Source organism: Stenotrophomonas sp. YAU14D1_LEIMI4_1, assembly GCF_003086815.1.
In the GTDB taxonomy this organism is placed as follows: domain Bacteria; phylum Pseudomonadota; class Gammaproteobacteria; order Xanthomonadales; family Xanthomonadaceae; genus Stenotrophomonas.
In genome coordinates, this window is sequence record NZ_CP025997.1 from 259,101 (window position 1) to 271,454 (window position 12,354).

At 64.9% G+C, this 12,354-nt stretch carries 11 protein-coding genes; 10 read left to right on the forward strand and 1 reads right to left on the reverse strand.

The window, feature by feature from the left end:
* Positions 1-156: 156 nt before the first annotated feature.
* The 3 genes from C1932_RS01095 (at position 157) to C1932_RS01105 (ending at position 3,202) form a co-directional block, all read left to right on the forward strand.
* Entirely contained in the window at positions 157-771 is a 615-nt protein-coding gene (locus tag C1932_RS01095; protein ID WP_108760934.1) for a TetR/AcrR family transcriptional regulator, read from the forward strand.
* A 181-nt stretch (positions 772-952) separates the two neighbouring features.
* The gene (locus C1932_RS01100) at positions 953-1,471 is read left to right on the forward strand and encodes a c-type cytochrome (protein ID WP_108760935.1); all 519 of its coding nucleotides are present in this window, start codon (positions 953-955) and stop codon (positions 1,469-1,471) included.
* 285 nt (positions 1,472-1,756) lie between these two features.
* Positions 1,757-3,202, forward strand: a complete 1,446-nt coding sequence (locus C1932_RS01105) for an ExeM/NucH family extracellular endonuclease (protein WP_108760936.1) — start codon at positions 1,757-1,759, stop codon at positions 3,200-3,202.
* 118 nt (positions 3,203-3,320) lie between these two features.
* Here the strand turns inward: C1932_RS01105 and C1932_RS01110 are convergent, their stop codons facing one another.
* A complete protein-coding gene (locus tag C1932_RS01110; protein ID WP_108751835.1) occupies positions 3,321-4,178 on the reverse strand; it encodes a hypothetical protein in 858 nt (285 codons plus the stop codon).
* A gap of 43 nt (positions 4,179-4,221) precedes the next feature.
* On the opposite strand from C1932_RS01110, the gene C1932_RS01115 reads away from it, so the two are divergent.
* The 7 genes from C1932_RS01115 to C1932_RS01140 all read left to right on the forward strand — a co-directional run bounded on the left by C1932_RS01115 (position 4,222) and on the right by C1932_RS01140 (position 12,329).
* Positions 4,222-4,893, forward strand: a complete 672-nt coding sequence (locus C1932_RS01115; RefSeq protein WP_108751836.1) for an alpha/beta family hydrolase — start codon at positions 4,222-4,224, stop codon at positions 4,891-4,893.
* Positions 4,890-5,990, forward strand: coding sequence for a cell division protein ZapE (gene zapE, locus C1932_RS01120; RefSeq protein WP_108755111.1), 1,101 nt, complete (start codon positions 4,890-4,892; stop codon positions 5,988-5,990). Before C1932_RS01115 ends, zapE begins: the two co-directional genes overlap by 4 nt.
* Before the next feature lie 587 nt (positions 5,991-6,577).
* The gene (locus C1932_RS01125; RefSeq protein ID WP_108751839.1) at positions 6,578-8,962 is read left to right on the forward strand and encodes a ribonucleoside-diphosphate reductase subunit alpha; all 2,385 of its coding nucleotides are present in this window, start codon (positions 6,578-6,580) and stop codon (positions 8,960-8,962) included.
* Between the two features lie 119 nt (positions 8,963-9,081).
* Positions 9,082-10,101 carry a ribonucleotide-diphosphate reductase subunit beta gene (locus C1932_RS01130; RefSeq protein ID WP_049433139.1) on the forward strand — a complete coding sequence of 340 codons (1,020 nt, stop codon included), beginning with the start codon at positions 9,082-9,084 and terminating at the stop codon, positions 10,099-10,101.
* A 402-nt stretch (positions 10,102-10,503) separates the two neighbouring features.
* Positions 10,504-10,635 carry a hypothetical protein gene (locus C1932_RS20100; RefSeq protein WP_267895881.1) on the forward strand — a complete coding sequence of 44 codons (132 nt, stop codon included), beginning with the start codon at positions 10,504-10,506 and terminating at the stop codon, positions 10,633-10,635.
* A gap of 176 nt (positions 10,636-10,811) precedes the next feature.
* Complete coding sequence (locus C1932_RS19985) at positions 10,812-11,561, forward strand: RHS repeat-associated core domain-containing protein (RefSeq protein ID WP_234412243.1); 750 nt, start codon at positions 10,812-10,814, stop codon at positions 11,559-11,561.
* Positions 11,562-11,789: 228 nt separating this feature from the next.
* Positions 11,790-12,329, forward strand: coding sequence for a hypothetical protein (locus C1932_RS01140; protein WP_234412245.1), 540 nt, complete (start codon positions 11,790-11,792; stop codon positions 12,327-12,329).
* Positions 12,330-12,354 lie beyond the last annotated feature (25 nt).

Below are 12,354 nucleotides of genomic sequence, written 5' to 3' on the forward strand. Positions count from 1 at the left end.
CGGTGGCTCCACGAGGGAAGGTGGGGAATGGACGCACCCGTGAAGGGGGAGCGGGGCCTGTTGAAGGCAGGCCCCGCACGGGCGATTCGGGCCCAGCGTAGCGGGGTTCGATGAAGAAGTGAATACAAATTCAAAAATTGAAACTAGAATCAGAACATGGCCTACAAACGCTCTGCATTGATGGAAGAACGCCTGGCCGGGGCCCGTGAACGGATCCTGCTGGCCACCCGTGCGCTGGTGGCCGCTGGCGGCTGGCGCAACGCCCCGGTGACCGCCGTGGCCACCCAGGCCGGCATGTCCACCGGGCTGATCTACCGGCATTTCCCGTCCAAGGCCGAGCTGTTCGTGGAGGTGCTGAACGCGGCCGTGGCCCATGAAGTGGCGATCATGGAGCGCATTGCTGCCGCGCCGGGGCCGGTGGGCGAGCGCCTGCGCCTGGCCATCTCCGCCTTCGTGCGCCGCGCCCTGGCCGGGCCGGGGCTGGCCCATGCCTTCATCGTCGAGCCGGTGGACCCGGACGTGGAAGCCGAGCGCATGCGCGGGCGCCGCGCCTTCGGCGATGTGTTCCTGCGCCTGCTGGAAGAAGGCGTGGCCAGCGGCGAACTGCCGGCGCAGGACACCCATGCCGCCGCCGCGTGCCTGGTGGGGGCGTTCACCGAAGCGATGGTGGGCCCCACCGCGCCCAGCCGAGAAGCACACCGCGACGAAGACGCGCTGGTGGACGCGATCTGCAGCTTCTGCCTGCGCGCCGTCGGCGCCCCGCTTTCGTAGCGTCGAGCTTGCTCGACGGTTTCTGTTCGCCGGGCATGGCCCGGCGCTACCCGCGTGCGGCCGCATGCTGCGCCGCACCAGCACGGGCGCCTGTTGTCGCGCGCAAAGCGCGTTCTATACTCGCCCCTACACGCAGTCGCTCAGCCGTGGTCCTACGACTACCAGCCAGGGGTAACGAAGAGTGCGGAATTACGATCTGGAGTTCCTGAAACGCTTTTCCATGGTGATCGCCCTGTTGGCCGCCATCACCCTTGGCCTGATCCTGCTGGCCGCGTACATCCACACGCGTGTTCCGCCTGAAGTGTCGCCTACGGCGGCCAAGCGCACCGAGCAGCGCATCGCGCCCACCGGTGCGGTGTACGCCGGCAGCACCGGCGCGGCCGCGCAGGCCGCAGCCAAGGCTGCCGCGCTGGCCAAGGCCGCCGCCCAGGTGGCCTATGGCGGCACCACCGATGGCAAGGTCATCTTCGACAACCTGTGCACCGCCTGCCACACCACCGGTGTCGGCCAGGCCCCCACCCTGGACCACGCGCATTGGGACCAGCGCCTGGCACAGGGCAAGGACACCCTCTACAAGCACGCCATCGAGGGCTACACCGGCCCCGATGGCGGCATCATGCCGCCCAAGGGCGGCAACCCGGCGCTGACCGAAGAGCAGATCCACGCCACCGTGGACTGGATGCTGGGCAACCTGAAATAACGGCCGGATGGGCGAACGGGGGAACGCCCGGTAGAGTCGACCGTTGGTCGACTGCTCTTCCCAATGCCACCGAAACGCCCGCGCTGCGCGCGATAGTCGACTGACAGTCGACTCTACCCGCCGGTTGCCCCGGTTGCCCCGGTTTCCCGGGTTGCCCCGGTTTCCCGGGTTGCCCCTGTCGCGCCCCCCAGCGGCTTTGCCGGCCAAGGCCAAAACCGCCCGCGTCGCGGGGGTTTCGCATTTCAGGGTTAGTCTGTGCGCCTCAATTCATGGAGTCGTGAGTCGATGCGCCGCCGTTCCCTCGCCCTTGCTCTGTCCCTGTTGCTGCCGGCCGCTGTGTTCGCCCAGGCCCAGCCGCAGGCCACGCCGGCCCCGGCCGCCAGCCCGGCCCCGCGCAGCAGCGCCACCGTGGTGCTTACCGCGGCCCCGGCCGACTGGCGCACCCTGCAGGGCCAGCACGTGCGCATCGCCGCGCCGCTCACCCTGGCTGGCACCGACGGCCTGGAACGCTTCGGCGAGCTGACCGTGGCCTTCGATGGCCGCCTGTGGCAGCCCAGCGAAGTGGCCGCCCCGGGGACCGCTGGCAGTGAACAGGTGATGGCCGACAACCAGCGCCGCCGCCTGCTGCTGGACGACGGCAGCGACGCCCGCGACCCCGGCAGCGTGGCCTACCTGCCGGGCAACCCGGTGCTGCGCACCGGCATGCAGCTGCGCAACGTGGAAGGCACCGTGCGCGTCGACGCGCAGGGCCGTGCCCGCCTGCAGGTGGACGGCGCCTTGCAGCTGCCGGAGCTGCAGCGCCCGGCGGTGCCGAAGGTGCCCGGCAGCCTGCAGATCGCGGCGTTCAACCTGGAAAACTTCTTCAACGGCGACGGTCAGGGCGGCGGCTTCCCGACCCTGCGCGGCGCGCGCACGCTGGACGAACACAAGGCACAGGTGGCCAAGCTGGTGGCCACCATCAGCGCCCTGGATACCGATATCGCCGCGCTGATGGAACTGGAAAACGACGGCTACGGTCCGCAGTCGGCCATCGCCGAACTGGTCGGCGCGCTCAATGCCGGCCTGCCCGCCACGCAGCACTGGGCGTTCGTTGACGCCGGCGAAGGCCCGGGCACCAATCCGATCCGGGTCGGCATCATCTACAAGCGCGGTGCGTTCAAGCCGCTGGGCCGGCCGCTGACCAAGCTCGATGGCCCGTTCGCCGAACACAGCCGCGCGCCGCTGGCGCAGGCGTTCCAGGGCAAGGGCGCACCGTTCATGGTGGTGGCCAACCACTTCAAGTCGAAGGGCTGCCGCGACGCCAGTGGTGCCGACGCCGACCAGAACGACGGGCAGGGCTGCTGGAACGCCACCCGCGTGGAATCGGCGCGTCAGCTCAACCAGTGGGTGAAGGCCGAAGCCGCGCGCCTGAAGGTGAAGGACATCGTGCTGCTGGGCGACTTCAATGCCTACGCGATGGAAGACCCGATCCGCACCCTGCACGACCTGGGCTGGCAGGATGCGTTCAAGGTGGCCAAGGTCGAGCACCCCTACAGCTATGTCTACAACGGCTACAGCGGTCGCCTTGACCACGCACTGCTGAGCGCCAGCATGGCCCAGCGCTTGGCCGGCGCCGCCGAATGGCACAGCAATGCCGACGAACAGGACGCCAGCGGCTATCAGGGCCGCAACGTGCAGGGCCCGTGGCGCAGTTCCGACCACGACCCGCTGCTGCTGGGCTTCGACAAATAAGGATTCGCCGGGGCACGCCCGGCGGCTTTCCGTAGAGTCGAGCCATGCTCGACTGCTGTTGGGAGGATGCAGGGGTCAGAGCCCATTCCGTTGGAATGGGATCCGACCCCGGGCACGCCTAACCCCAGGCGATCAAGCCGATCGCCAGCACCGCCAGCGCCAGGCCGGCGCGGTTCCACTTCGTGGTGGCCTCGCCGAAGGCGAACACGCCCACCAACGCGCCCAGCACCACCACGCCGATGTTCATGCCGGCGAACACGGTGGCCGGGCTGTCCGGCATCGACTGGTGCGCGTGCACATAGAAGAGAATGTTGCCGCCGTTGAGCAGGCCCAGCAGTGCGCCGGCGCCCAGGTTGCGCCAGGCCAGCCGGCTGCGCCCGCTGAAGTGCCGCCACAGCTGCAGCGCCAGCATCAGCACGAAGGCCACGCTGAAACTGGCCAGCACCGCCGCCATCGACGGCGTACCGGACAGCGCCACCTGCTTCAGCAGCACGTCCACCACCGCAAACCCGCCCCACACCCCCAGCAGCCAGCCCCAGCCGCCGGGCGAGGCGGCCACGGCCGGCCCGCGCGGGCGCAGGCTGATCGCCACCATGGCCACCAGGCCCAGCGCCAGCCCGGCCAGCTTCCACGGCGTGGCGGTCTGGCCGAAGAACAGGAAGGCCGCGGCCAGTGACAGCAGCAGCGACAGGCGCTGGGCCACATCGCTGCGCACGATGCCGGCCACCGCCACCGCGCGCCCCAGCACCAGGAAAATGGTCGGCAGCACCACCGCCAGCGCCAGCAGCGCGGCCCACGGCGCATGCGGCGCGCGCAGCGCATCCAGCGGCGGCTGCAGCACTGCGGCGGTCAGGGTGGCGGCCACCAGGTAGTTCCAGGTCACCATCTGCGGCACGTCCAGTGCGCGCCGCCCGGCCAGCTTCAACAGCACCGACACCAGCACGCTGCAGATCACAGCCAGGGACAGATAGAGCATGGGGCAGGCACAGGGCAGGGGCGGGGGACGGTATCATGTTGCCATGCGCAATCCCTCGTTCCCCGTTGCTCCCGGCGAAACCGCCTGTCTTGAACTGGACGGCCCGGCCGGTCCGCTGGAAGTGGTGGTCGATCTGCCCAAGGCCGACGTGCCGGCGCAGCCGATCGTGGCCATCGTCTGCCACCCGCTGTCCACCGAAGGCGGCACCCTGCACAACAAGGTGGTGACCATGACCGCCACCACCCTGCGCGAGCAGGGCATCGCCACGGTGCGCTTCAACTTCCGCAGCGTGGGCGGTTCGGCCGGCGACTTCGACCATGGCAACGGCGAACAGGACGATCTGAAGGCCGTGGCCGCCTGGGTGCGCAGCCAGCGCCCGCAGGATCGCCTGTGGCTGGCCGGCTTCAGCTTCGGGTCGTTCGTTTCGCTGAAGGCGGCCGCTGAACTGCAGCCGGAAGCGCTGATCTCGATCGCGCCGCCGGCCGGCCGCTGGGATTTCGACGGCGTGCAGCCGCCGGCCCGCTGGCTGGTCATCCAGGGCGAACAGGATGAAATCGTCGATCCGCAGGCGGTCTACCAGTGGCTGGACACCCTGGGCGCGCCGCACGAGCTGGTGCGCATGCCCGACACCAGCCACTTCTTCCACCGCAAGCTGATCGACCTGCGCGGCGCACTCACCCACGGTGTGAAGCACTGGCTGGGCGCGGCGGCATGAACGAGGCGGTGCAGACCCCCTCGCAGCGCTATGCCGCCGGCGTGGCCCGCGGCGACTGGCAGAACGACCCGGCCCAGCACGCGGCCCTGGCCGAGCTGGACCGCATCCACCTGGGACTGGTGGACAGCGCCGAAGACGGCTGGCTGGACCGCCTGTCCTCGTTCTGGAAGAAGCCCGAGCCGGTAAAGGGCCTGTATTTCTGGGGCGGGGTGGGGCGCGGCAAGACCTTTCTGGTGGACCTGTTCTACGACGGCCTGCCGATCAAGCAGAAGTACCGCACCCACTTCCACCGCTTCATGCGCAGCGTGCACGAGCGCCTGCGCGAGCACCAAGGGCAGAGCGACCCGCTGGCGAAGATCGCCCAGGAATGGCGCAGCAACCTGCGCGTGCTGGTGCTGGACGAGTTCTTCGTGACCGACATCGGTGATGCCATGCTGCTGGCGCGGCTGCTGGAGCGCCTGTTCGCCGAGGGCGTTACCCTGGTCACCACCTCCAACACGGCGGTGGAGAACCTGTACCTGAACGGGCTGCAGCGCGAGAGCTTCATGCCGGCCATCGGCCTGCTGCAGCGCTTCTGCGTGGAGCTGTATGCCGAAGGCACCGAGGACTACCGCATGCGCGCGCTGACCCGTTCGCCGGTGTACCGCGCGCCGCTGGCCGCCGACAGCGACGGCTGGCTGGGCAGCCGCTGGGCCGAGCTGAGCGGTGGGCAGGCGGCCAAGGCCGGCAACATCGAGATCGAGGGCCGCAAGATTCCGGTGCGGGCCCGCGGCAAGAGCATTGCCTGGTTCGATTTCGCCGCCCTGTGCGAGGGCCCCCGCGGCCCGTCGGATTACATCGAGATCGCGCACGAGTTCAATACGGTGCTGCTGGGCGGCATTCCCGCCTTCGACCGCCTGAACGAAGATGCCGCGCGCCGCTTCGTGAACCTGATCGACGAGCTGTACGACCGCCACGTCAACCTGGTCTGCACCGCCAGCACCTCGCCCATCGAGCTGTACAGCGGCCAGCGCCTGCAGGGCGCCTTCGAGCGCACCGCCTCGCGCCTGATCGAAATGCAGAGCGCCGAGTACCTGGGCACCCCTCACCGGGCGTAAGGGCCGTGCCGCTGGCCGGCCTCCGGTCGCCCGGTCCTGGCATCGCCGGCCGCCGCGGCATCGTAGAGTCGAGCTTGCTCGACTGCTCTTGGCACCGCGCGGAAAGCAGTCGAGCAAGCTCGACTCTACGGTTCCCGCCGCCCCATACCGGCTTGCCCACCACCTATCCACAGGGTTGCCCCTAGCCAGCTTCATCACTGTCATGTGAAGCTGTCATTGTTCCGTTTCCGCAGCACGTTGTACCGCGCTTGTGACGCCTTTCGGTCTTGACTGCGCAGCCGGTTCCAGCAGGTCTGAAGCGTCCAAACGCGCCGCCGATGGCATGATCCTTGCGCCGCAAGGGATTACCAGATTTCACTACATTTGGCGTTGACGGCCCCCTCTACCCCCACTATCTTGTGGCCGTCGGTCGCAGCGACCCCAAGTGCCGGGGTCCCCGGCAGTACCGTTCCGCGACCGTCACCGGCAGTGGCAGGCGCAGGGTCTCAATCCCTGCGACGCCCTCCTGCCACTCTGGGGCGTCAGGTCCCAGGTCGCGTCACCCCGATGCATCGAGCACCCCCAATCACGCCAAGAGGACATACGCCGTGACCACCGAATCCAGCGCCACCATCGAAAAGGAAAGCGAATTCCTGTTGACGTCGCCGCCGACGTCCAACGCGATGAGCGTGACCAAGCGCAATGGCACGACCGAGCTGGTGGATCTGAACAAGATCGTGCGCGCGGTGCAGCGTTCCTCCGAAGGCCTGCACGCGGTCGATCCGATGCGCGTGGCCACCCGTACCATTTCCGGCCTGTACAACGGCGCCACCACCCGCGAACTGGACGAACTGTCCATCCGCACCGCCGCCCTGCTGATCGGTGAAGAGCCCGAGTACGGCCGCCTTGCGGCGCGCCTGCTGGCCAACTACATCGCCAAGGAAGTGTCGGGCCAGGAAATCTACGCCTTCTCGCAGTCGGTCAGCCGTGGCCACGAAGTGGGCCTGATCAACGACCGCCTGCTGAACTTCGTGCAGACCAACGCGCGCAAGCTCAACGATGCCATCGACATCTCGCTGGACCTGAACTTCGATTACTTCGGCCTGCGTACCCTGTACGACCGCTATCTGCTGCGCCACCCGCACACCCGCAAGGTGATCGAGACCCCGCAGCAGTTCTTCCTGCGCATCGCCAGCGCGCTGAGCGAGGACGTGTCCGAAACCCTGGCGCTGTACAAGCGCATGGGCAACCTGGACTACCTGCCGTCCAGCCCGACCCTGTTCAATTCCGGCACCACCCACGAGCAGCTGTCCTCGTGCTTCCTGCTGGATTCGCCGCAGGATTCGCTGGAATCGATCTACTCCAAGTACGGCGACATCGCCCAGCTGTCCAAGTTCTCCGGCGGCATCGGCGTCAGCTACACCCGCGTGCGTTCGCGTGGTTCGCTCATCAAGTCCACCAACGGCCATTCCAACGGCATCGTGCCGTGGCTGAAGACCATGGATTCGTCCGTGGCTGCGGTGAACCAGGGCGGCAAGCGCAAGGGCGCGGCCTGCGTGTACCTGGAAACCTGGCACGCCGACATCGAGGACTTCCTGGAGCTGCGTGACAACACCGGTGACGAAGCCCGTCGTACCCACAACCTGAACCTGGCCAACTGGGTGCCGGACCTGTTCATGAAGCGCGTCGAGGCCGACCAGGAATGGTCGCTGTTCGATCCGCGCGTCGTGCCCGAGTTCACCGACCTGTTCGGCGAAGCCTTCGAACAGGCCTACGTGCAGGCCGAAGCGCAGGGCAAGGCCAACCGCACCATCTCGGCGCGCAAGCTGTACGCCCGCATGATGCGTACCCTGGCCGAGACCGGCAACGGCTGGATGACCTTCAAGGACAAGTGCAACCGCGCCAGCAACCAGACCCTGCGTCCGGGCAACGTGATCCACCTGTCCAACCTGTGCACGGAAATCCTGGAAGTCACGTCCAACGATGAAACCGCAGTGTGCAACCTGGGTTCGATCAACCTGGGCAACCACTTCGACGAGCACAACGAGTTCGACTTCGAGAAGCTGGCCGAGACCGTGCGCCTGGCCGTGCGCCAGCTCGACCGCGTGATCGACCTGAACTTCTACCCGATCGAAACCGCCCGCCGCGCCAACCTGCGCTGGCGTCCGGTCGGCCTGGGCTGCATGGGCCTGCAGGACGTGTTCTTCCGCAAGCGCCTGCCGTTCGACAGCGCCGAAGCCCGCGCCCTGTCGAAGAAGATCGCCGAAACGATCTACTTCCACGCCCTGGAAACCTCCTCGGAGCTGGCCCAGGAACGCGGCAAGCACCCGTCGTTCAACGACACCCGTGCCGCCAGCGGCGAACTGCAGTTCGACGCCTGGAACGTGGTGCCCGAAGACACCGCGCGCTGGGACGCCCTGCGCGAGCGCATCAAGGAACACGGCCTGCGCAACTCGCTGATGATCGCGATTGCCCCGACCGCCACCATTGCCTCCATCGCCGGTTGCTACGAGTGCGTGGAACCGCAGGTGTCCAACCTGTTCAAGCGCGAAACCCTGTCCGGTGACTTCCTGCAGGTCAACCGCTATCTGGTGAACGAGCTGAAGAAGCTGGGCCTGTGGACCGCCGACATGCGCGATGCCATCAAGCTGGCCGAAGGTTCCATCGCCGGCGTGGCGCAGATTCCCGAAGCCCTGCGCCAGGTCTACCGCACCGCATGGGAACTGCCGATGCGTTCGCTGATCGACATGGCCGCCGAGCGTGGCGCCTTCATCGACCAGTCGGCCTCGCTCAACCTGTTCATGGAAAGCCCGAACATCGGTGCGATGTCGTCCATGTACATGTACGCGTGGAAGCAGGGCGTCAAGACCACCTATTATCTGCGCTCGCGTCCGGCCACCAAGATCGCCAAGACCACGGTCAGCACCTACACCCCGACCGAAGCGGTGGCCTGCTCGCTGGAAAACCCGGAAGCCTGCGAGGCGTGCCAATAACACACCGCGCCGTAGGTGCCGACCGTTGGTCGGCACTCATGCTCGGCTGCACCACGGAAACACCAAGGTAGCGCCGGGCCATGCCCGGCGTTTTGACCCGAGAATTCAAGGAAACACCCATGGCCGACAAGCCCAAGCAGATGCTGCTCGATCCCGGTTTCGAACTGACCCTGCGCCCGATGCGCTACCCGCAGTTCTATGACATGTACCGGAACGCGATCAAGAACACCTGGACGGTGGAAGAGATCAACTTCCAGATCGACATCACCGACCTGCACAGCAAGATGTCGCCGGGTGAGCGCCACCTGATCCACCGCCTGGTGGCGTTCTTCGCCACCGGCGATTCGATCGTGTCCAACAACCTGGTGCTGAACCTGTACCAGCACTTGAACGCGCCCGAAGCGCGCATGTACCTGTCGCGCCAGCTGTACGAAGAAGCGCTGCACGTGCAGTTCTACCTGACCCTGCTCGACAACTACTTGCCGGACCCGGAAGAGCGCGTCAAAGCCTTCGCCGCGGTGGAAAACATCGACTCGATCAAGAAGAAGGCCGACTTCTGCTTCAAGTGGATCGACTCGATCCAGGACCTCAAGCGCATCGAGACCCGTGCCGAGCGCCGCCAGTTCCTGCTGAACCAGATCTGCTTTGCCGCGTGCATCGAAGGCCTGTTCTTCTTCGCCGCCTTCGCCTACGTGTACTACTTCCGTTCGCGCGGCCTGCTGCCGGGCCTGGCCTCGGGCACCAACTGGGTGTTCCGCGACGAGAGCGCGCACATGGACTTCGCGTTCGAATCGGTGCGCGTGGTGCGTGAGGAAGAGCCGGACCTGTTCGACGAGGAAATGAAGCAGCAGGTCTATGACATGCTGGCCGAAGCCATCGAATGCGAAGTGCAGTTCGCCGAGGACGTGCTGTCCGGCGGCGTGGCGGGCATTTCCACCCGCGACATGCGCCAGTACCTGCAGCATTGTGCCGACCAGCACTTCGCCAAGCTGGGCATGGAAAAGAAGTACAACGTGCGCAACCCGCTGCCGTTCATGGAACTGCAGGACGTGCAGGAACTGACCAACTTCTTCGAACGCCGCGTGTCCGCCTACCAGGTGGGCGTGCAGGGCGAAGTCGCCTTCGACATGAACTTCTGATCGAAGCAGTCACCCCGGTTGCAACGAAAAACCCCGGCAATGCCGATCACTGAACAAAGTCGCCGCGATCCCTGACGGATCGCGGTTTTCTTTGCCTGCTGTACTGGTTCTGATCTCGATTCTGGTTCAAACCTTCTCAGAGCTGACAGAGAAGTTATGAAATTCCATCGTCAGATGGCGGGAGTGAGAGGTATCGGCTGATCACGTGAAGGACATGGCCAGCATTGGAATACTTTTCTCTCATCAGGGAGATATGACGCAATGGATGCTGCATCCGTACGCCGTGCGGGCTTTGCGATCGCCGCCACCTCCTGTTCTGCTCTCGCCAAGGTACCGTGATTTGAGGATCTCAGATTCTCTGCGTTCCCGTTGCGGATTGCAGATGTTCTAACAGAAAGTAGAGTGCGCACGAAACTGCTTCGCTTGCGTACGATCGGCCTGGTACGTGCCAACGTGGTGATCGGGCTGAAGGTGACCAGCCACAACCTGATGCGGCTGGCCCGGCTGCAACACAGAGGGATCGCGGCTGTATGAGGGTTGTTCGGCGGCCATGGGCCCCGGCCGGCGGCAAATCACGATCTGAGCAACTTGCGGAGCCGAAGATCGACTGCCGGCTGAGGCCTCAAGCGTGCATCACGATCCAAATCATCGGTTGTTCGAGTTTCCCGAATGTCATACCTTGCTTCAAGGTTCTTTCAGGGATTGGAAAGATGCGAAGGTTGGATAAAGCGGCAGGTGGTGTATTGGCTCGCCACAGGGAGCCTGAAAATCGAGCTCGAAAGCTGCGCGCTGCAAGCGCACGGCTGTGCTGTGTGTTGCTGATCGGCTTTGGTTTTTCACCATCGGCAGTCGCGCAGACTGTTACCTACATCCACACCGATGCATTGGGCTCTGTTGTTGCCGAATCCGATGCCAGCGGCAACGTGATCAAACGCTACGACTACGAGCCCTACGGTGCTGTGGTCGGTGGGCAGGTCAGTGACGGACCGGGGTATACGGGACATGTGAGCGATGCGGCCACCGGGCTGAGCTACATGCAGCAGCGTTACATGGATCCGCAGTTGGGTGTGTTCCTGTCGGTGGATCCGGTGACGGCGTATGAGCAGCCTGTTGGGCAGTTCAACCGGTATCGGTATGCCAATAGTAATCCTTACTCGTTCGTGGATCCTGATGGCAGAACAGCTATCGTCACCCGTATGAAGGATGGCTCGGTGACGATCAGTTTTCCCGTCAAGTTCAGTGGCGCAGGTGCTACACCCGAAAACATCTCGACCTTCAAAGATCAGGTTGCCTCGATGAGTGGAACCTACAACGTCGGAGGACGCGAAACCCAGGTAAAGGTGGAGGCTACGGATATTTCCAGGAGCACACCACGTGCAGCGAGGAATGAGGTGAAGCTGGTAGTGGGGGAAACCTCTCATCCAACGGGGCGGAGCTTGGGGGTAAGAAGAGTGAGATAAACGTCCAGGATCGCTTTGATCGAGGTATTGTCAAACATGAAATGCCGCATCTGGCAGGTGTGGACGATCTTTACAACAAGCAAACCGGCTTGCCGGATCCCGCTCGTGGCGACGGGATCATGAACAAGGTTCCGGGGATGGTTGATGATCATGTCATCAATGGAATGATCGACTCGGGATCAAACGTTCGCAGACGGGAGAAGTAAGGCGATGCGCGGTATTTGGCACATGATGATCTTCCTGTTGGTCCTTTCCTTCACCGCCTCTGCCCAGGATCGCGATCTATGGAGCTATAGCTGCGATCATTTCCTTTTTGGTGCCTGCCTGCGCTTGCCAAACGGCACATCAGCTGGCCATGTTGTGCCCGCTGACTTTAGCCTTCACGATGTCAGGCGAGACGGGCGGGAAATACTGACGATTTACGAAGGTGATGCGCCCGAGCGCGTTCCATCTGGTGCGTCTCCCGAGATTGAGCTGATAAGCAACGGTTATCGTTTGCAGGGGTTCCGCGACACTGTGGGATCGACCACGCGCTACAACGTGTACATCAAATCCCCGCGGAAGTCAGAGATGTCCGTACACATTCGTGGTGAGGTAGGTAGTGAATCGGAGAAGGATGATCTGGCTAGGACTATCGGGGGATTCCGCCTTTGTCGCTTCAACGTTCGCCGTGCTGAGCAGACGCTTGTTTGCCCGCGGCGCGCGGAGTGGGGGCGTCAACTGGCTGAATGGGTCGTTGCCGACCCCAGAGGCGAATTTGCCAAGTAGGGGCGGGCTTTCCAAGGCGTTGGCG

Coding starts and splice junctions, on each gene's coding strand:
- C1932_RS01110 (WP_108751835.1), bottom strand. CDS start 4,178: ATGCTCTATCTGTCCCTGGCTGTGATCTGCAGCGTGCTGGTGTCGGTG.
- C1932_RS01095 (WP_108760934.1), top strand. CDS start 157: ATGGCCTACAAACGCTCTGCATTGATGGAAGAACGCCTGGCCGGGGCC.
- zapE (WP_108755111.1), top strand. CDS start 4,890: ATGAACGAGGCGGTGCAGACCCCCTCGCAGCGCTATGCCGCCGGCGTG.
- C1932_RS01105 (WP_108760936.1), top strand. CDS start 1,757: ATGCGCCGCCGTTCCCTCGCCCTTGCTCTGTCCCTGTTGCTGCCGGCC.
- C1932_RS01140 (WP_234412245.1), top strand. CDS start 11,790: ATGATGATCTTCCTGTTGGTCCTTTCCTTCACCGCCTCTGCCCAGGAT.
- C1932_RS01130 (WP_049433139.1), top strand. CDS start 9,082: ATGGCCGACAAGCCCAAGCAGATGCTGCTCGATCCCGGTTTCGAACTG.
- C1932_RS19985 (WP_234412243.1), top strand. CDS start 10,812: ATGCGAAGGTTGGATAAAGCGGCAGGTGGTGTATTGGCTCGCCACAGG.
- C1932_RS01115 (WP_108751836.1), top strand. CDS start 4,222: ATGCGCAATCCCTCGTTCCCCGTTGCTCCCGGCGAAACCGCCTGTCTT.